This window comes from Pseudomonas sp. JBR1 (assembly GCF_028198185.1).
GTDB classification, from domain to species: Bacteria; Pseudomonadota; Gammaproteobacteria; order Pseudomonadales; family Pseudomonadaceae; genus Chryseomonas; species Chryseomonas oryzihabitans_E.
The window spans coordinates 2,968,274-2,987,909 of record NZ_CP116340.1; the positions used below are offsets into that span (position 1 = coordinate 2,968,274).

The 19,636-nt window shown below is 65.9% G+C and carries 17 protein-coding genes; 7 read left to right on the forward strand and 10 right to left on the reverse strand.

Annotated elements, in window-relative coordinates:
- Window positions 1-11: 11 nt before the first annotated feature.
- The 6 genes from PJ259_RS13705 to PJ259_RS13730 all read right to left on the reverse strand — a co-directional run bounded on the left by PJ259_RS13705 (window position 12) and on the right by PJ259_RS13730 (window position 5,350).
- Complete coding sequence (locus tag PJ259_RS13705; RefSeq protein WP_271653218.1) at window positions 12-707, reverse strand: DUF2931 family protein; 696 nt, start codon at window positions 705-707, stop codon at window positions 12-14.
- Window positions 704-1,384: a DUF2931 family protein gene (locus tag PJ259_RS13710; protein ID WP_271653219.1), complete on the reverse strand. Its 681-nt coding sequence runs from the start codon at window positions 1,382-1,384 to the stop codon at window positions 704-706. Before PJ259_RS13710 ends, PJ259_RS13705 begins: the two co-directional genes overlap by 4 nt.
- Entirely contained in the window at window positions 1,381-3,252 is a 1,872-nt protein-coding gene (locus tag PJ259_RS13715) for a PAAR domain-containing protein (protein ID WP_271653220.1), read from the reverse strand. The genes PJ259_RS13710 and PJ259_RS13715 overlap by 4 nt, the downstream gene beginning before the upstream one ends.
- A 97-nt stretch (window positions 3,253-3,349) precedes the next feature.
- A complete protein-coding gene (locus PJ259_RS13720; RefSeq protein WP_059316956.1) occupies window positions 3,350-3,964 on the reverse strand; it encodes a trimeric intracellular cation channel family protein in 615 nt (204 codons plus the stop codon).
- A gap of 16 nt (window positions 3,965-3,980) precedes the next feature.
- Window positions 3,981-4,529, reverse strand: a complete 549-nt coding sequence (orn, locus tag PJ259_RS13725; RefSeq protein ID WP_059316402.1) for an oligoribonuclease — start codon at window positions 4,527-4,529, stop codon at window positions 3,981-3,983.
- Window positions 4,530-4,579: 50 nt separating this feature from the next.
- Entirely contained in the window at window positions 4,580-5,350 is a 771-nt protein-coding gene (locus PJ259_RS13730) for a class I SAM-dependent methyltransferase (protein WP_271653221.1), read from the reverse strand.
- 94 nt (window positions 5,351-5,444) lie between these two features.
- Between PJ259_RS13730 and rsgA the strand changes: the two genes are divergently transcribed.
- Window positions 5,445-6,467 carry a small ribosomal subunit biogenesis GTPase RsgA gene (gene rsgA, locus PJ259_RS13735; RefSeq protein WP_271653222.1) on the forward strand — a complete coding sequence of 341 codons (1,023 nt, stop codon included), beginning with the start codon at window positions 5,445-5,447 and terminating at the stop codon, window positions 6,465-6,467.
- A gap of 45 nt (window positions 6,468-6,512) precedes the next feature.
- On the opposite strand, the gene PJ259_RS13740 is transcribed toward rsgA, so the two are convergent.
- The 3 genes from PJ259_RS13740 to motA all read right to left on the reverse strand — a co-directional run bounded on the left by PJ259_RS13740 (window position 6,513) and on the right by motA (window position 9,290).
- On the reverse strand, window positions 6,513-7,112 hold the full coding sequence (locus PJ259_RS13740; RefSeq protein WP_271653223.1) for a nitroreductase family protein: 600 nt from the start codon (window positions 7,110-7,112) through the stop codon (window positions 6,513-6,515).
- A gap of 163 nt (window positions 7,113-7,275) precedes the next feature.
- Window positions 7,276-8,439: a flagellar motor protein MotB gene (locus tag PJ259_RS13745; RefSeq protein WP_059316406.1), complete on the reverse strand. Its 1,164-nt coding sequence runs from the start codon at window positions 8,437-8,439 to the stop codon at window positions 7,276-7,278.
- Entirely contained in the window at window positions 8,439-9,290 is an 852-nt protein-coding gene (motA, locus tag PJ259_RS13750) for a flagellar motor stator protein MotA (protein ID WP_271653224.1), read from the reverse strand. The genes PJ259_RS13745 and motA overlap by 1 nt, the downstream gene beginning before the upstream one ends.
- 116 nt (window positions 9,291-9,406) lie before the next feature.
- Between motA and PJ259_RS13755 the strand changes: the two genes are divergently transcribed.
- From PJ259_RS13755 to PJ259_RS13775, 5 genes are all read left to right on the forward strand, one after another.
- Window positions 9,407-10,924, forward strand: coding sequence for an HDOD domain-containing protein (locus PJ259_RS13755; protein WP_271653225.1), 1,518 nt, complete (start codon window positions 9,407-9,409; stop codon window positions 10,922-10,924).
- A 56-nt stretch (window positions 10,925-10,980) separates the two neighbouring features.
- Window positions 10,981-11,793: a rhodanese-like domain-containing protein gene (locus PJ259_RS13760; protein ID WP_271653226.1), complete on the forward strand. Its 813-nt coding sequence runs from the start codon at window positions 10,981-10,983 to the stop codon at window positions 11,791-11,793.
- A 16-nt stretch (window positions 11,794-11,809) separates the two neighbouring features.
- Window positions 11,810-12,718: an archaetidylserine decarboxylase gene (gene asd, locus PJ259_RS13765; RefSeq protein WP_059316410.1), complete on the forward strand. Its 909-nt coding sequence runs from the start codon at window positions 11,810-11,812 to the stop codon at window positions 12,716-12,718.
- A 67-nt stretch (window positions 12,719-12,785) separates the two neighbouring features.
- Complete coding sequence (locus PJ259_RS13770) at window positions 12,786-14,546, forward strand: hypothetical protein (RefSeq protein WP_059316411.1); 1,761 nt, start codon at window positions 12,786-12,788, stop codon at window positions 14,544-14,546.
- A gap of 40 nt (window positions 14,547-14,586) precedes the next feature.
- A complete protein-coding gene (locus PJ259_RS13775; protein ID WP_271653227.1) occupies window positions 14,587-16,662 on the forward strand; it encodes a GGDEF domain-containing phosphodiesterase in 2,076 nt (691 codons plus the stop codon).
- A gap of 112 nt (window positions 16,663-16,774) precedes the next feature.
- Here the strand turns inward: PJ259_RS13775 and serB are convergent, their stop codons facing one another.
- Window positions 16,775-17,929 carry a phosphoserine phosphatase SerB gene (serB, locus tag PJ259_RS13780; RefSeq protein WP_059316413.1) on the reverse strand — a complete coding sequence of 385 codons (1,155 nt, stop codon included), beginning with the start codon at window positions 17,927-17,929 and terminating at the stop codon, window positions 16,775-16,777.
- A 189-nt stretch (window positions 17,930-18,118) separates the two neighbouring features.
- Here serB and PJ259_RS13785 point away from each other — a divergent pair, with 189 nt between their 5' ends.
- Entirely contained in the window at window positions 18,119-19,627 is a 1,509-nt protein-coding gene (locus PJ259_RS13785) for an AhpA/YtjB family protein (protein ID WP_271653228.1), read from the forward strand.
- The last annotated feature ends 9 nt before the right edge of the window (window positions 19,628-19,636 follow it).

The window sequence follows — 19,636 nt, forward strand, 5'->3', positions numbered from 1 at the left end:
TGCCCAACTTTTCATGGCCCTACCGTGGTGTAGGGGATGGGTGCCCACCAGCTGCCGTAGGGCACGCCGTACTTGTCGATATAAGCCTTGGTGACCTCGGTCAGCGGCAGGGCGTATTGGCCGTTCATGCGGCCCTGATCAGGCCCCTTAGGCTCGACCTCGGCCTGCAGAGTCAAGACCTCAATGGGATCCAGGCAAGGGCCCATGATCCATACCTTGACGACACCACCCGGTGCTAGCCCGATGGTGAGGGACTCACGATAATCGAATTGGTAGCCACTCGGGCACTGGCCTGAAATACGTTCGACCATCTTCTCCCGCGCCCAGGGAGGAATCGCAAATATCGCCTGATAGGTCTGGGGCTCGACTAGGGATTGCCAGCGCACAGCAACCATATAGGGCAAATCTAATCCAGTCATGTAGCGGCCTTTACCCGAACCGATCCTCCTAGGCCAGCCCTTGGCAGTTGCCGATAGACTCGCAGGTTGCCCCATAGCCACCACACCGCCCATGGCATTGGGGAAAAAGCGGCCGTCGATGTCGCTGACATTGGCCTGCTCCAGCCAGATCTGCATGTAGTTGGGTGCCAAAAAGCCCAGGTACCAGGCGTCATAGGGCAACTTGTTCGCGGCGCCAGACTGGCAACCTGCCAGACTTATGAGCAGGGCGATTGACAGCAGCCGGCGAATCATCGCCCAACTTTTCATGGCCCTACCGTGGTGTAAGGGATCGGTGCCCACCAGCTGCCGTAGGGCACGCCGTACTTGTCGACATAGCTTTTGACCACCGGCGACAGCGGCCGATACTTGCCGTTGGATTTGCCGCCATAGGGCCCCTTGGGTTCGATCTCGGCTTGGAGGGTCAGGACTTCGATGGGATCCAGGCACGGCCCCATGATCCAGACCTTGACCACGCCGCCGGGTGCCAGGCCAATGGTGAGGTCCTTAAGATAATCCGAGGTGCGACCACTGACCGGACACTCGGCTGGTAGACGCTCGACCATTTTTTCCCTGGCCCAATCAGGGATGGTGAACAGCGCGTGGTAGGTTTGAGGCTCGACCATGGATTGCCAGCGTAAGGAGACGACGTAGGGTAGATCTAAGCCGGTTAGGTTACGGCCGGCACCGGAGCCGATCCTTTTAGGCCAGCCTCTGGCGGTAGCCGATAGGCTGGCTGGCTCGCCCATGGCGACTACTCCCCTCATGGCATTGGGAAAGATGCGCCCACTGTTGTCGCCAATGTTGGCTTGCTCCAGCCAGACTTCCATATAGTTGGGCGCCAGAAAGCCCAGGTACCAGGCGTCATAGGGCAGCTTGTTCGCGGCGCCGGACTGGCAACCCGCCAGACTCATGAACAGGGCGATAGACAGCAGCCAGCGCCTCATCGCGGGTACCTTGCTTGGGGACGATTGGGATAGAGGCTGCGCCTACCATCAGCGGTGGGTGCATCGACGAAGATTGCATCCACATTGCCCAGGCCACTGCCCACACGCGCATTCCAGTGAGCCGATCTGTGCACATAGCGACTGAGCAGCAGACGATTTTCGGCCTGACTCAGTGAATCAGGTGCGTGCGGACTGCCCGCCTGAAGCTTGCTGGCTATAGGAACCATATCGGCCGGCAAGCGCCACTCTGGGTCCTCGTCATCGAGGGTCGTGAAAGGGACGCCCTGAGCGCTGGCCAGACGGTGCATTATCCGTAGGTAAACCAGGGACAATTCTCCACGAACCTGCCGCTCCAACCGTATCGCCGCGAAGACCTCGACCTCTGGCAGGTCGCCCCGAACGCGGGGCAACTCGAGGCGCCAGGTATCGATGCCAAGACGAGTGCTGGTTGAGTCGTACCAAGGCGCCCCTTGCAGGCGCCGCAACTCCAGTTCGGCCTGACGATAGCTCCAGGACTGGTGGCTATCCGTGCCCCCGGGCTCGCGGGAAGCCCTCGGCCGGGTCAACAACAATCGCTCCTGCATCTCATCCGGATAGCCACCCCCGACATCGGCATGTGCGCCAGGCAGAAATATCTCCTCATGCTCAGGTGCCACGCTGGTCAAGGCGAAATTACGGCGGTACTCATGCTGCGCGGCCAACTGCACTACCTTTAGCGCGCAACCGGATGGTAAATAAAGATTAAGTCCAGGATTTACTGCATTGGCCGGACTGAAATCGCCTCGCAGGGGATCGGCGATCGCTGCCACGGTATCGAACAAACCGATAAAGTTGAGTCTTGCCCTGGCGCGCTGCCAGGAAAAACACGGCAACAGTCCTATAGCCGCGATACCGCCATCCGCTTTGAGCACTTCATTGGCAAAATGCCGCGCTGCGGCTGCTCCTCTGCTAAAACCAAAAAGATCAAAATCAATAGCTTCGACAGTTACGTTGGGATTGTTTCGTTTGAATTGGTCATAGCTGTCTCCAAAGGCTTTCGGGAACGTCTGGACACAAGCAAGGACGCCACTAGCTCCTAGGCCAGTACCCATTGAAAATAGGCTATCCGCCTGGCCGGCACGGGTGCCAATACCTTCAATGTAGATACGAAGTGTGGCTGTTGACTCGTCGCCCTCAAGTACGCGCGTGGCATCGCTTTTATACAGTCCGAAAAGCCGCGCAATATTCGTCTCCGCCCCCGCATAGCTGCCATCTGCATTCAGCATAAATTTCTGACAATGCCGAACGATGCTGCGCGCCTGATCCTGGCGAAAGCCCTGCTCTTCCGCCCGGCAGGCGGCACCGGTAGCGGCGTTGAAGAGGTTGTTGCCGGTGCCGTCGAAGAAGACGCCGATGCGCAGGGTGATGCGCTGGTCTAGCGGACGTTCCGCCTGTTCGGCGACTTCGTCCCTGGCGACGGGTGCGCCTTCCGGGTGTTTGGCAGGCCCCTCGATACCCTGTCGCTCCCGGTTGCGCAGCGCCGAAGGCTTGCCCTGCCCCGGTGCCAGGCCGGTAGTGCCTGCACGGCTCGCGCAGGCACCCTTGGCCGCGCCGCCTGTATCCAGGCCGATGATGACGCTGCCCGAGCCGCCGATTACCACGCCGCCATGGCTGGTAAGGCTGCCGAGCACCGCCGCCGGTTGGCCGTTGATGAGTACGTTGGAGATGACCGCAGCACTCAGCGCCGCGCCACAGCCACAGGCGTGGCCGAGGGTCGCGGCCGGCAGGCCATCGAAAGAGACATCGGAGGAGCCCTGAACCAGGGCGGTGGCCCCACATTTGGGGCAGGCGACGGCGTCGCCCAGGCGCGCAGCAGGTTTTCCAGACATGACCGATCTCCCTATCGGTAACTGGGTGCCTGAAAATGCCGTACAAAAGGCTCTAGGACAAGGTTTTTAGCGAAGCGGCACGAAATCTGTCACTGCCCTAGCCGTGGGGATCGTCCGGATAGCTGAAGGTCGGCATCTGCCAGTTGAATCTCAGCGCCAAGAGGCGCAGCAGCAGTCCGGCGCCGAGGGTGATGAGCAGCGCCTGCTCCTCACTCAGCCATTGACGGCAAAGCAGATAGCAACCGGCGGACAGCACCGCCACGCTGGCATAGAGCTCGCGCCTGAGGATCAGGGGCACGTCGTTGCAGAGGATGTCGCGCAGGATGCCGCCGCAGGTGCCGGTGAGGGTACCGCTGACGATGACGATGGCCGGACTCAGGCCCATCTCCAGGGCCACCTGACAGCCGATCACGGTAAAGGCCACCAGGCCCAGGGCGTCGAGTACCAGGAACAGCCGGCGCAGATAGCGCATGACCCGGGCAATGGCCACGGTGGCTAGGCCCGCACCGACGGTGAGCGCCAGGTACTCCGGGTGCTTCACCCAGCCGAGCGGATAGTGCCCCAGCAGGACGTCGCGCACCGAGCCGCCGCCCAAGGCGGTGACGCTGGCGATCAGCGCCACGCCGAACAGGTCCATGCCGCGGCGACCGGCGGACAGGGCGCCAGTCATGGCCTCGGCGGTGATGGCGATCAGATAGAGGATGGACAGCAGCACGGCTGCGCGACCATCAGACCTTGATGAAGTGCTCGCGGTAGTGCCGCAGCTCGGCGATGGAATCGCGGATGTCGTCCAGCGCCAGGTGACTGCCGCTCTTCTTCACGCCGTCACGCACATGGGGCGCCCAGCGCGCGGCCAGCTCCTTGAGGGTGGAGACGTCCAGATTGCGGTAGTGGAAGTAGGCTTCCAGCTCCGGCATGCGGCGATAGAGAAAGCGGCGATCCTGGCAGATGCTGTTGCCGCAGATCGGCGATTTGCCCTTGGGCACCCACTGCTGCAGGAATTCCAGGGTCAGGGCCTCGGCCTGGGCGGTATCGACGGTGCTCTCGCGCACCCGCTGGGTCAGCCCCGAACCACCGTGCTGACGAGTGTTCCACTCGTCCATGCCGGCCAGGATCTCGTCCGACTGGTGGATGGCCAGCACCGGGCCCTCGGCCAGCACATTGAGGTCGCTGTCGGTGACGATGGTGGCCATCTCGATGATCACGTCCCGATCCGGATCCAGGCCGGTCATTTCCAGGTCGATCCAGATCAGGTGCTGCGGATTGGGGGTGGTCATGGTGAACTCCTTGATGATGGCACCAGTGTAGCAGTGCGCCTGCCGCGCACCTACCGGCGCCAGAGCAGCAGCCGGCTGCCACGCAGGTCACCTACTTCCAGCACCCTGTCCGCCGGCTGGCCGGGAATCTCGAAGGTGTTGCTGATCAGCCAGCTGCCGGCCCGCTGCTCCGTGCGAGCCTTGTCGCCCAGGCGCGGCATGGGCGCTGGCGAGAGAAAGCAGTAGACGATGTCGAACTCGCCCAGCTCCACCCGCCAGAGATCGCGATAGCGTACCTGACAGTTATGGCGTGGCAGGCAGCGCAGCCAGGCCAGGGCGAAGCTCAGCGGCGCCGTCTCCACGCCAACGAAGGTGGCCTGCGGAAAGCGCCGTGACAGGTCGACCAGGGTATCGCCCAGGCCGCAGCCGAGGTCGACGAAGCGAAAGCCCGGCTCGCGCTCGGCGAGCAGTTCGGCCAGCCGCTCGCGGGTCTGGCGGCCGGTGAGATAGAGCGGCACCCGCTCGCGCAGGCTGTTCCAGTTCAGCAACAGCAGCAGCAGGAAGCCGAGCGCGGCGATACCCGCCGACAGGCCGCGACCACTGACCAGGTAGAGCGCCGGAGCGAACAGCAGATTGATGAAGACCCACCAGCGCGCCAGGCCCAGGCGCTCGCCCAGCAGCGCCGCCAGCACCGCCTGCAGGCACACCAGCAGCAGCAGCGACGGCCGCTGGCCGGTGAAGCCGGCCCACAGTCGTAGCCCGACGACCGCCAGCACCAGGGCGGCCAGTTGCACCAGCACGGCCAGCAACAGGGGATAGCGCGAGGCGAGATGGGCCAGCATGGGGGCTCCAGAGCGACGAGGTGGACCAAGTTTAGGTAATCCGCGAGAGGCGGCCAATGCTAGACTCCTCGACCCTGAAACCTGCGGACTTCCCATGGCCAAACGCCACCTGACCCGTCGCCAGAGCTGGCGGATCGAAAAAATCCAGACTGAACGCGCTGCTCGCGCGGAAAAGCGCGAATCCAAGCTGGTCGACGAACTGGAAGGCGGCGATCTCGGCCCGGAACAACAGGGCCAGGTGATCGCCCACTTCGGCGTTCAGGTGGAGGTCGAAGATGGCGAAGGCCGGCTGCAGCGCTGCCACCTGCGCGCCAACCTGCCGACCCTCGTCACGGGCGACCAGGTGGTGTTTCGCGCCGGCATCCAGGGCAATGGCGTCATCGTCGCCCAGTTGCCGCGCCGTTCGGAGATCTGCCGGCCGGACATGCGCGGTCAGCTCAAGCCGGTGGCGGCCAACGTCGACCGCCTGGTGATCGTCTTCGCCCCGCTGCCTACGCCCCACGCCAACCTCATCGACCGCTACCTGGTGGCCGCCGAGCATGCCGGCATCCAGCCGCTGCTGCTGCTCAACAAGGCCGACCTGATCGACGAGCACAACGGCGCGGCGCTGGACGACCTGCTGGGCATCTACCGCGAGCTGGACTATCCGCTGCTGGAGGTGTCGGCCCACAACGGCCTGAGCATGGACCAGCTCAAGAGCGCCCTGGACGAGCACGTCAGTGTCTTCGTCGGCCAATCCGGCGTGGGCAAGTCGTCGCTGGTGAACGCCCTGCTGCCGGGCGTCGATACGCGCGTCGGGCCGCTGTCCGAGCTGACCAACAAGGGTACCCACACCACCACTACCGCCCGGCTCTTCCACTTTCCCGATGGCGGCGATCTGATCGACTCACCCGGCATCCGCGAATTTGGCCTCAGCCACGTCAGCCGCGACGACGTCGAGGCCGGCTTCAAGGAATTCGGCGACTACCTCGGCCATTGCCGCTTCCGCGACTGCAAGCACGAGCGCGAACCCGGCTGCGCCCTGCTCGCCGCCCTGGAACGCGGCGATATCCATCCGCAGCGGATGGCCAGTTACCGGCACATCCTGGCTAGCCTCGAAGGCGAGTCACGCTACTGACGAAAACGCCGGGCAAGCCCGGCGTTTTTTATCGATCGACGACTATCAGCCAAAGACGCGGAAACGCTCGGCATCGTCCATGAAGCCCTTCTCGGGGAAGTCGCCTTCGTTGGAGCCGAAGGGCATCTGGGCGCGCAGGTGCCAGGTGTCGGGCAATTGCCACTCGGCAGCGGCCAGGGCGTCAGGCAGCGGATTGTAGTGCTGCAGGCTGGCGCCGATGCCGGCATTGGCCAGGGCGGTCCACACCGAGAACTGGGCAATGCCGCTGGCCTGCTCCGACCAGATGGGGAAGTTGTCGGCATAGGCGGGATACTTGTCCTGCAGGCCGGCAACGACATGCCGATCCTCGTAGAACAGCACGGTACCGGCGCCGGCCGAGAAGCTGTTGATCTTGCCTTCGGTAGCGGCGAAGGCGTCGGCCGGCACGATCTGCCGCAGCGCCTGCATGACGAAGCCCCAGAACTTGTCGCTCTCGGCGCCGAACAGGATCACCGCCCGCGAGCTCTGCGAGTTGAAGGCGGACGGCGACAGCTTGACCGCTTCCTGGATCAGCGCGGTGACCTGATCCTGGGCCAGCGGCAGGTTCTTGCCCAGCGCGTATTGGCTACGGCGGCGCTTGATGGTGTCGATAAAGGCGTTGCTCATCATGAGGCTCCTGCAGGGGGATCGGAGATCGAGAGACCGCGCGCCAGGGCGCAAGGTGCCCGATCCAGCATGAAACCCCTGCAGCATAACGACCCATCCGCGCCGCAACGGACGAAAAAACCGAACGCTAGCAGCGAATTTTCCTATCGATCCGGGCGGTCGCTTAGGGCTTGCCCTGGATGACGCCGGCATCGAAGGCATTGACCTGCTGCTTGAAAGCCGCGTTATTGATAGGTTGGGCCAGGTTGCCGGTGGCGGAAACGCCGCCACTGGAGACTCCGCTCCTACTGGCGGCTGGCGCTGAGCCGGCCGCGGGCTTGGGTGCCTGATTGCCCCCGGCCCGTCCTTCGATGGCCTGTTGCGCCTTCTTGGTCAGCACGATGATGTCGATGCGGCGGTTGACCGGATTGAGCGGATGCTCGCGATCGAAGGGTGCCGAAGAGGCATAGCCAACGATTCGCGCCACCTGGTCTTCGGGATAGCCGCCCGCGATCAGTGCCCGCCGCGCTGCGTTGGCGCGGCCGGCGGACAGCTCCCAGTTGCTGAAATCGCCCTTGCCGTTGTAGCGCGCCGCATCGGTATGGCCGCTGATGCTGATCTTGTTCGGGACCTGGCGAATGGTGTCGGCCATGGCCAGCAGGATGTCCTCGAAGTAGGACTTCAGCCGCGGACTGCCGGAGTCGAACATCGGCCGGTTGTCGGCGTCGACGATCTGGATGCGCAGGCCATCCTGGGTGATCTCCAGCAGGATCTGATCCTTGAACTTCTGCAACTCCGGATTCTGCTCGATCTTGTTCTGCAGCTCCTGCAGCAGCAGCTCCAGGCGCTCCTTCTCGACCTGCTCGGCGAGTTTTTCCGCCTGGCTCGGATCCATCTTCGCCTGGTTGGCAGCATCCTTCTGCTGCTGCGCGGCGTCGTTGGGCTGGCGCTTGTCGGACGGATCGAGCGCCTGGGTGGGGTCGGGCTCGACGCGATTGGACTCGTTGGGATCGGCACGCTCCTGCATGTCCGGATTGACCTTGTTCTGGGTCGAATCCGGTTGCGCCTGGATCTCGGGGTTCAGGGTGCGATCGGGCGCCGGGGTCGGGGTACCGCCCAGGTCGATGACATAGGGACTGGCGCTCTCGGTAAAGCCGATCGGGTCCTGGAAGTAGCCAGCGATGGCCTTCTTCTGCTCGGGAGTGGCCGAGGACATCAGCCAGAGCACCAGGAAGAACGCCATCATGGCGGTCGCGAAGTCGGCAAAGGCGATCTTCCAGGCGCCACCGTGGTGACCGGCGGCACTCTTCTTGATGCGCTTGACGATGATCGGCTGGTTGTTGTCCATCAGCTGCCCCGCATCGCCTGCTCGAGTTCACTGAAGGACGGCCGGTGCGCCGGGAACAGCACCTTGCGACCGAATTCCACGGCGACGGTGGGCGGCATGCCGCTGGCGGCGGCCACCAGGCAGGCCTTGATGGCCTCCAGTACGTTGAGTTCTTCCTTGGCGTCGTGCTCCAGGCAGGTCGCCAGCGGACCGAAGAAGCCGTAGGCCGCGAGAATGCCGAGGAAGGTACCTACCAGCGCCGCGCCCACGTGACCACCGATGGCCGCCTGGTCGCCCTCGCCAAGCATGCCCATGGTGATCACGATGCCCAGTACCGCGGCCACGATACCGAAGCCGGGCAGGCCGTCGGCGACGCGAGACACGGCGTGGGAGGGATGTTCCAGGTCCTCCTTGATGCCCGCCAGCTCCATGTCGAACAGGCCTTCCAGCTCGTGGGGCGCCATGTTGCCGGAGGACATCAGCCGCAGGTAGTCGGCGATGTAGGCAGTCATCCGCTCGTCCTTGAGGATGTTCGGAAACTTGCTGAAGATCGGACTGGCCTTGGGATCCTCGACGTCCGCCTCGATGGACATCATGCCCTCGCGCCGGCTCTTGTTGAGGATTTCGTAGAGCAGCTTGAGCACGTCCATGTAGAAGGCGTGGGTGAAGCGATTGCCGAACATTTTCAGCGACTTCTTGAACACCTGCATGAAGGTGCTGCCGGGGTTGGCCTGCAGAAAGGCCCCCAGGGCGGCACCGCCGATGATCAGGACCTCGAGCGGCTGGATGATCGCGGCGATCTTGCCATGCGCGAGGATGTAGCCGCCGAGGACAGCCGCGAATATCACGATGATGCCGATGATTTTTGCCATGGTTGGGAATACTGTGTGCTAAGGAAAATTGAGCCGGGGATTCACCCTCACGCCCCTTTATCGGACCCGGCGCCCCGGACTGAAGGCCTTTCATCAAATTTCGAGGCGACCGTCGTATGTCCAGCCGCCCAAACACCGTCGAAGACTGGGTCAAACATCTGGAAGGCGTGCGCCTGCCGGTGGCGACCGCCACCGCGGAACGCCTGCGCCGCAGCCTGGCCGATGGCCGTCTGGCGCTGCATGAAATCGCCGAGCGTCTCTGCGAGTCACCGCCGCTGGCGCTGGCCCTGCTGCGCGAGGCCAATCGCGGTCATGCCAGCCTTGGCGATCCCGCGGCCAGCCTCGAAGCCGTGCTCGGCCGCGTCGGCCTGGGCCCGGCGGAATACCTGATCGCTCGCCAGCCTACCCTGTCCGAGGAGCGCCTGCCGCGGCCGCTGCGGCAGCTGTGCCTGGTGAGCCAGCACGCCATGACGCTGGGAATGGGCCTGTTCGGCGTGCCCCTGGCGCGGCTGTGGCCGGACATCCGCCTGGCCGCCCTGCTCTTTCTGGCGCCGCTCTGGCCGCTGGTGACCCGCTACCCCGAACTCTTCGAGGAGTGGGAACGCCGGGTGCTGGGCGAAGGCGAACCGGCGCCGAAGGTCGAGCGCGAGCTGCTGGGCATACCGGCGATTCGCCTGTGCCAGGCGCTGGCCCGTCACTGGCAGTTGCCCGACTGGATCGTGGAAGGCTACCGCCTGCTGGACGAGGATCGTCGCCAGCTGGTGAGGGCACTGCATATCGCCCATGACGAGGATCCCCTGCAGCACCAGCAGCGACTCGACGAGGATCCCAATCTACGGCGCTGGCTGACCCATCCAGGCAACACCATCCTTCTCGCCAATGGCCTGGCCCTGGCGAGCCACCACGCTTGGGACGGTGCCCACACCCTGCGCTGGCAACGCTTCAGCGCCCTCTACCTGCAGCTGCCCCTGGCACGGGTGCAGAGTCGCAGCCACGAACTCGCCGTGCAGGACGCCCGGCGCCATGCCCGGCCTGGTCTCTGGCATCCCGCCGAAGGGCTGCTCTGGCCACCGGGCGAGCGCCGCCTGCGACCGGTGCCCAAGGTACAGGTCGCAGGCGAAAGCCAGGCGCAACGCTGGCGTGGCCTCTGCGAACAACTGCTGCACACCCCCAGTGCCTTCGCCACCCTGCCGCAACTGTTCGATTGCGCCCGCCAGGCCCTGGTGGCCTGCGGCCTGCCCCGGCTGCTGCTGCTGACCCCGGATCGCAATGGCCAGAAGGGCAATGTCCAGCTGCATCACGGCCTGGACGACGCCCCCGGCCTGCAACTGGATATCGCCAGCCATCCCCTGCTGGCCAAGCTGTTTGGCAGCCCCGGCCAGCTGCGCATCGACGCCGGCAATCGCACGCGGTTCGCCCCGCACCTGCCGGCCGATTTGCGTCGGTTGTTCAGCAATGAGCGGCTTTGGCTCCGCAGCCTGGGCTTTGGCGAACGGGTGGTGCTGCTGGCGATCCTGGACAGCGAACTGGAGCCGGCGGACCCGCGGCGAACCGCCGCGCTGGACAAGACCTTCACCTGCATCGAGCGCGCCATCGCCACCTTTGCCAATCGTTCCAGGGTGCGACCGACCTGACGCTGGCCGGTCAACCTCGGTACACTTCACCTTTGCTACGGACCGACGGGAAATCTGTGATGCCCTTTTCCGCCCTGCCCCTGGTGATCGAGCCGGCCGATCTCGCGGCGCGCCTGGATGCGCCCGAACTCATCCTGGTGGATCTCAGCAGCGCCGCCCACTATGCCGAGGGGCATCTGCCCGGCGCGCGCCATGTCGCGCCCGCCCGCACCCAGCTGGGCACCAAGCCGGCGCCCGGCCTGCTGCCCGCCCAGGCAGACCTGGAACAGCTGTTCGGCGAACTGGGCCAGCGCCCCGAAGCCGTCTATGTGGTCTATGACGACGAAGGCGGTGGCTGGGCCGGACGTTTCATCTGGCTGCTCGACGTCATCGGTCACGGTCACTATCACTACCTCAACGGCGGTCGCCAGGGCTGGATCGCCGCCGGCCTGCCACTGAGCACCGATATCCCTGCCCCGGTCGGCAGCCCGGTCCCCCTGACCCTGCACGAGGAGCCCACCGCCAGTCGCGCCTACCTGCAGAGCCGGCTCGGCGCCGAGGACCTGGCGATCTGGGACGCCCGCGGCGCCGACGAGTATCGCGGCGAGAAGGTGCTGACCGCCCGTGGCGGGCATATCCCCGGGGCGATCAACTTCGAGTGGACCGCCGGCATGGACGCTGCGCGCCAGTTGCGCATCCGTGAGGACCTGTCCGCCGAACTGGAGCGCCTGGGCATCACTCGCGACAAGGAAATCATCACCCACTGCCAGACCCATCACCGATCCGGCTTCACCTATCTCGCGGCCAAGGCCCTGGGCTATCCGCGTGTCAAAGCCTATGCCGGCTCCTGGGGCGAATGGGGCAACCACCCCGACACGCCCATTGAATGACTGCCAAGGACCTCTCATGAAACTGCAAGACCGACTGTTCATCCTGGCCCAGCACCTGCTGCCGCACCACCTGCTGTCACGGGTGGTCGGCGGTTTCGCCGAGTGCCGCGCGCCCTGGTTCAAGAACCTGCTGACTCGCTGGTTCGTCCGTCACTACGACGTGGACATGCGCCAGGCGCAGGTGGAAGACCCGACCGCCTACGAGAACTTCAACGCCTTCTTCACCCGTGCCCTCAAGCCCGGTGCCCGCCCGCTGCCAGCCGAGCCCGGCGTGGTGGTCAGCCCTAGCGACGGCGCCATCAGCCAGCTCGGCCGCATCGAGCATGGCCGCATCTTCCAGGCCAAGGGGCACAGCTACAGCCTGCTGGAACTGCTTGGCGGCGACGGCCTGCGCGCCGCGCCCTTCATGGGCGGCCATTTCGCCACCATCTATCTGTCGCCCAAGGACTACCACCGGGTGCACATGCCGCTCACCGGCACCCTGAAGGAGATGATCTATGTGCCCGGACGCATCTTCTCGGTCAATCAGCTCACCGCCGAGAACGTGCCCGAGCTGTTCGCCCGCAACGAGCGGGTGGTCTGCATCTTCGACACCGCCGTGGGCCCCATGGCGGTCATCCTGGTCGGCGCCATGATCGTCGCCAGCATCGAGACGGTCTGGGCCGGCCTGGTCACCCCGCCCAAGCGTGAACTCAAGCGTTTCGCCTACGACGAAGCGGCTCGTGCACCCATCACCCTGCGCACGGGCGACGAGTTGGGGCGCTTCAAACTGGGCTCCACCGCCATCGTGCTGTTCGGTCCGGAGGCGGTGAATTGGTCCGCTGAACTCGGCGCGCTGTCTACCGTCAACATGGGGCAACTGCTGGGGGTTCCGACCACGCCCGCCCCCTTGACCACCGTTTCCGAGCCAGGGCCTCTCGCCTAGATGCGCGGTTTATTGCCCATCGAAACAGGAGTGCGTGCGGCGAATGGATAGCAAGAGGCCACAGCTCATGTTGCGGGTACCCACGCCCGATCAGCGCAGCCTGACGTTCTGTGACGCCACGCCGGCCGGCCTCAAGCGCTGGCTGGAACAGTTACCACGGGCCAAGCTGGGCGAGTTCGCCCGCCTGCTCTATCAGGGCCTGCTCGAACTCAACCGGCTGATCCTGACGCCAGAGGCCCGCCTGCGCCTGCTCGAGGCCCTGCGCCCGGACGTGCAGCGGGTCTGCCAGCTGCTCGAGCGCCATGTGCTGAACCAGGCCATCGTGCTCGACGAACGCTCGCGCAAGGTGGCCAATCTCTGCCAGGCGCTGCAGAACCTGCTGGCTGCCGGCTACAAGCTGATCGTGGTCGAGGAAAGCGAGCGTGGCGAACGCAGCGCCCTGCTCGCCATGGCCATCCAGCGTGCCCTGCGGGCGCTGCTCGGGCCGCTGATCCGCGCCGCGCAGCTCTATACGCCGGTCCACGACAACCTCTGGCTGGAGCTGCATCAGCTCTATCGGCTGGCCGTGACCACCGGCCTGCACAATCAGAAGGTTCGCGATGAGCTGCTGCCCGGCGATGGCAGCCAGACCATCACCCAGGCCTATTGCGCCGCCCTGCTGTTCGGCGCGGCGCGCTGCAACCAGCTGCGCCAGAGCCACATCGCCCAGTTGACGCTTCACCTGGACGACTGGGCCAATCTGGTCCGCCTGCAGGCCCCCGAGCAGAACGGCACCCTGATGGTGGTGGCGCCACAGATCGACGCCCCGCCGCGCTATCGCTCGCTGCTGCGCGAAGCCAATCTCAGCGGCCTATTGGGCCTGGCGCCGCAACAACTGGTCCAGGCCATCGAAGACTACCTCGCCCTGGCCCCGGAACAACGGCCGCGTGCCCGACTGCCGGTGCACGGCGATCTGTCCCTGGACCTGCTGCAACACCTGGTGGGCGCCTGGGGCCAGGAGGCGGATCGCGCCTTCCAACGCATGCCCGGTCAGGGCCAGGTGCAGGTCTGCATCGGCATGAGCGCCCTGCACTACCAGCTCGCGGGTGGCCAGGTGTTCGCCGACACCCTGCGGCTGTCCGCCGTGGCGGCGCCGGAAACCTTCGCACCCAAGCCCAAGGAAGACGTCTGGTCGCAGGCCTTCGATGCCGCCCCCCGCGCACCGGACGCCCTGGACTGGGATGCCGAGAACCTGGAAGAAATCCACTACGACGTCCTGCCGGGCGAAGGCGAGACGGCCAGCCCGGCCTTTCCGATCCATGCGGTGCAGGTGGTCAACCATAGTCCGGGCGGCTATTGCCTGAGCTGGAGCGGCGAAGTACCCGAGCAGCTGCAGGCGGGCGAGCTGCTTGGCGTGCGCCTGCCCGACGATCACAACTGGGGCCCGGCAGTGGTGCGCTGGGTACGCCAGGTGCCGGGCAGTGGTACCCATATGGGTGTCGAACTGCTGGCGCCTACCGCACGCCCCTGTGGGCTGCAACTGTTGCGCAAGGCCGAGCAGAACAGCCAGTACCTGCGGGCGCTGCTGCTGCCCGAGATCAAGGCCATCGACCAGGCGCCGACCTTGATCGCGCCGCGTCTGCCCTTCCAGGAAGGCAGCAAGGTGCAGATCAATCAGCAGGGCAACGAGCAGCGCGGCATGCTTGACCGGCGCCGCAGCATGACCGTCAGCTTCAGCGTCTTCGAATACCACCTGCTGGAGCAGAGCAACGCCCAGGCCAATGGCGGTAGCTCTGGCGGCGGCATGCGCCAGGAAGAAGACTTTGACTCGTTGTGGAAGTCTCTGTAGCTTCCAGGGATTATCGTTATCGCCAGGGCGCGAGTAGACCATGGCTGCCGAACACAGCGCGATCCGCCTGTTGCTGCTCGAAGCATCGCAGAACGAGGCGGAACGCCTGGTCAGCCTGTTCCGCAATGCCGGACGGGCAGCGCGGGCCCAGCGCCTTGCCGACCCCGCCGGTCTCGACGAACTCCTGTCCCAGTCCTGGGACCTTGCCATCCTCGCCCCACCGTCTCCCGAGCTCGACAGCCACGCCGTGCTCCAACGTCTGCGTCAGCAGGTGCCACACCTCGCGATCATCCAGCGGGTGGCCCCGGGTGATTCAGAGGCAGTGCTGACCGCCCTGCGCCAGGGGGCACGGGATGCCACTGCCAGTGACAACGACGAGCACCTGCTGCTGGCCAGCCTGCGCGAACTGGGCAATCTGGCCGATCGCCACGAACGCCGACGCCTCGAACAGGCCCTGGCCGAAGCCGAACAGCGCTGCCAGCTGCTGCTGGCCAACGCGGTGGATGCGGTCGCCTATGTCCATGACGGCCTGCACATCCACGTCAACCTGGCCTATGTGGAGCTCCTGGGCTATCCGTCCGCAGACGATCTGGAAATCACCCCGCTGATGGATCTGATCGCCGCAGCGGACCAGCCGGCGCTGCGCGACGCCTTCCGCCAGCTGCGTGACGATCCCAGCCCGCTGGAACTGGACTGCCAGGGCGTCCGCCATGACGGCAGTACCATCGACTTGCGCCTACGTCTGACGCCGGCCATCTATCTCGACGAACCCTGCGTGCAGCTGCACCTGCGGGAAGCGCGCGTGGCCCCCGCGGCCGAGGCCCTCGAGGAGCAGCTGCGCGAGGTGCGCTTCCAGGACACCCTGACCGGCCTGCTCAATCGCAGCCGCATGCTCGACCTGTTGGAAGATGCCCTGGAGCGCGCCCGACTGGGAGCGCCGGCCAGCTTCGCCTACCTGAGCATCGACCGCTATCCGACGCTGCTGGCCGAGCTCGGCATAGACGCCATGGACGAATTGCTGGTCACCCTGGCGGAGCGCCTGCGCGAGCACTTCGGCACCCTGGTCACCCTCTCGCGCTTCGCCGACGACGCCTTTACCGCCCTGCTGCCGCAGGCGGCCGATGCCAGCCTCGACACCACCTTCGAGCGCCTGCTCGGTCGCCAGGAGCGGAAGCCCCTGGCCCTGGCCGGGCGTAACCTGGCCATCAGCTACTCCATCGGCGTGGTCGGCCTGGACACCCATGCCAAGAGCGCGGGCGACCTGGTGGACCGCGCGCACCGCTCCGCCCGCCAGGTCGCCCAGCGCGGCGGCAACGCCTGCAAGCGCTACGATCCGCAGGAAGAGCTGGCCGCCGCAGCCAATCGCGGCAATCTGGTGGCCATGGTCAAGCAGGCGCTGCAGCAGAACGGCTTCCGCCTGCTGTTCCAGCCGGTGATCGGCCTGCGTGGCAGCAGCCATGAGTATTACGAGGCCCTCCTGCGACTGATCAACCCCCAGGGCGAGGAAGTCTCTCCAGCCGAATTCGCCCGGACCGCGCGTGACAGTGGCCTGAGCGGCCAGATCGATCGCTGGGTGATCCACCAGGCGGTGCGCCAGCTTGGCGAACACCGTGCCCGTGGCCATGGCACCCGCATCTTCGTGCACCTCTCGGGCGCCACCCTGGGCGATCTGGAGTTGCTGCCCTGGCTGAGCAAGACACTGGAGGCGCAGCAGCTGGACGCCGAGGCGGTTATCTTCCAGATGAGCGAAGAAGACCTGCTGGCCCAGCCGGAGCAGGCCCTGGCCATGGCGCAGCGGCTACGCCGCCAGGGCCATCCGATCACACTCAGCGGTTTCGCCAGCGGCGATCAGCCACTCGCCGCATTGCGTTTTCTGGTGCCCGACTACGTCAAGCTGTCGGGCAAGCTGATCAAGGACCTGGGGCAACCGGACCATCAGGAGCGCCTCAAGGCCATGGTCGCCGACCTCAGCGCCCAGAATGTCCAGACCATCGCGCCTTTCGTCGAGAGCGCCAGCGTGCTGGCCCAGCTGTGGCAGGTCGGGGTGCACTTCATCCAGGGCTACTACCTGCAGGAACCCAGCCAGGCGATGGACTACGAGTTCCAGGCCGAGTAGCGGCGATCCTGATTGAGCCAGGTGCATCGCGGCCATGGGCCGCCCCTACGTTTACATCGAACACCCGTAGGAGCAGCCGCATCGGCGGACCGCCATGGCCGCGCTGAGAGGCTCAGCCCTGGGTAAGACGATCTTCCACGCCCAGCAGATAGAGCACGCCATCCAGCCCCAACACACTGATGGACTGGCGCGCGGACTGGCGCACCAGCGGCTTGGCGCGAAAGGCCACGCCCAGGCCGGCCAGGGCCAGCATCGGCAGGTCGTTGGCGCCGTCGCCCACGGCGATGGTCTGCTCCAGCTCCAGGCCTTCCCGGCTGGCCAGTTCCCGTAGCAGATCGGCCTTGCGCTGGGCATCGACGATGGGTTCGACGGCGCGGCCAGTCAGCTTGCCGTCGACGATTTCCAGTTCGTTGGCATAGACGTAGTCGATCCCCAGCCGGGCCTGCACCTGGCGGGCGAAATAGGTGAAGCCGCCGGAGAGGATGGCGGTCTTGTAGCCCAACCGCTTCAGTTCGGCGAACAGGCGCTCGGCGCCCTCGGTCAGGCGCAGGCCGGCACCGATGTCTGCCAGCACCTCTTCCGACAGACCCTGCAGCAGGGCCATGCGCTCGGTGAAGCTGGCACGGAAGTCGATCTCGCCGCGCATGGCCCGCTCGGTGATGGCCGCCACCCGCTCGCCGATACCGGCGGCCTTGGCCAGCTCGTCGATGACCTCGGCCTGGATCAGGGTGCTGTCCATGTCGAACACCGCCAGCCGGCGATGCTGACGCTGCAGGTCGTCGGGTTGCCAGCCGATGTCGGCCTGGCCTTCCTGGGCCAGCGCCAGCAGTCCGGCGCGCAGGGCCTGGGCCTCGTGCGGTTCACCGACAACGCGCAGCTCCAGGGCGGCGCGTTCGGTCGCGCCCGGCTCGCTCAGGGCGCGGATGGCGTGGATGTTCAGGCCCTGCTCCCGGCACAGCGCGGCCAGCCGGGTCAGCGGCAGATCGGCCAGGCTGCGGCCCATCAGCGTCAGGACATGGGCTTCGCCGGTGTCCGGCGCGGGCTGTGCCAGGGGCGCCACCTGCAGATCCAGCGCCTGCAGCGCCTGGACCAGCGCGGCGCCGGCACTGGCCGGGCTGACCAGCAGGGTCACCGCGGCACCGTTGTCCAGGCCTTGCTGCTGCAGCGATTCCAGCCGGGCACCGGCCGCGGCTAGGGCGCCGGTGAGGGCAGCCAACCAATCGGCGGGCAGCGTGCCCACGGCCTGGAGTCCGATAACGTCTTGCATGGCGATACCCTCGCGGAAAAGCGCGCAGTCTACCCTTTCGCTCCAGCGGTGCCGAGCCATGGGCACCGGCTGGCGGCGAGAGCCCACCGCCGGCCTCTTTTGCGGGCGAAGCCCTGCATTCGTCATTTTCGCGCCCCTGGCGCGCTGGTTATACTGGCCGAACATTTTTTGTCCAAAGAAACGATTTCTGTGACCCGCCCCGCGACCGTCAAGCCCGATAATTTCTTCCTGCTGATCTACCGAGCCCTGCGCCAGCGTCGTGTGCCGGTGGCCTTGCGCATCGTTTCCCACAGCCTGTTGCTGGTGGCCGCCGCCCTGGTGATCTATGCCGGCATCATGAGCATGCAGTTCCGCCATGCCATGCAGCAGCAGGCCGACGCCGTCGGCCAGAGCCTGGTGACCCAGACGGCCAACTCCGCCGCCGAGTTGCTGGTGGCCAACGACAACCTCAGCCTCAACGTGCTGCTGAGCAACCTGGCGCGTAATCCGCTGGTCGCCCATGCCGCGGTCTACAGCCCCGACAACCGGGTGCTGGCCGAGTCCGGCACCCGGCCGAGCCAGGGCCTGTTGACCGCTACCGATGGCATCTACAGTACGCCGATCCGCTTCCAGGACGTTACCGCCGGCCAGGTGCGCCTGGCGCTGGACATGGACCAGTTCCAGCAGCCAATGATGATCAGCCTGCAGAACATGGGGCTGCTCGGACTGATCCTGCTGGGCCTGACCCTGATCCTCAGCCTGCGGCTCGGGCGCCAGCTGTCGACTCCGCTGCTGGAGCTGCGCGTCTGGCTGCGCGACCCCGATGACCCCGCGCCGGGCGCGGGACGGCTCGACGAACTGGGCGATCTGGCCCGTCAGCTGCAGAGCCGCCTGGTGCCGCCCAAGCCGCCTAAACCGCCCAAGGCGGAAGTGACCGAGGACGACGATCCCTTCGCCGACGAGCAGGGTGGCCTGAGCATCAAGCCACCGCCCGCGCGCAAGGCCGCCGCCAAGCCGGCTGCACGCAAACCGGCGGCGGCCAATGCCGAGGCCGACAGCGAGCTGGATGCCGATGCCTTCGCCGAGCTGGTGCCGGACTCCTTCACCGAGCCACCACCTACGCCGGCCCCGGTAGTACCCACCGAGCCCGATATCGTCACCTCCGCGGTGCTGGCCATCCAGCTGGGCGCCCAGGACCAGCTCAGCCGGCTGCCGCGCAGTCGCCTCGAGCAGTTGCTGGAGCGTTATCGCGACTGCCTGCAGCAGGCCACCGAGCTCTATGACGGCGAACTGCATACCCTCAAGGACGGCGGCAGCCTGATCCTCTTCCACGAGCGCAGCGACGACGATGACTACCTGACTCGCGCCCTCTGCTGTGGCGAGATCATGCGGGCCCTGGGTCATGCGCTGCAGGTGGAAGTGGTCGGCAGCGGTGCAACCCTGCAGCTGCAGCTGGGTCTGACGCAGGGCGAACGCCTCGCTGGCCTGGAGCTTGCCCAATTGCTCGACAACACCACCGTACGCAATGCCCAGTCACTGAGCCGCCACAGTCGCAACCTGCTGCTGGTCGAGCAGAGCATCGCCGAGGACGAGCTGCTGCGTAAGCGTGCCCGCATCCGCACCATCGCCAGCCCCGCCGGGGCCAGCTGCGTGGAGCGTCTCCTGGAACCCTACTCCGCGACGCTGGAGCGTCATCTGGTCCGGCTCGAGGCGCGCTAGGGCGCCCGC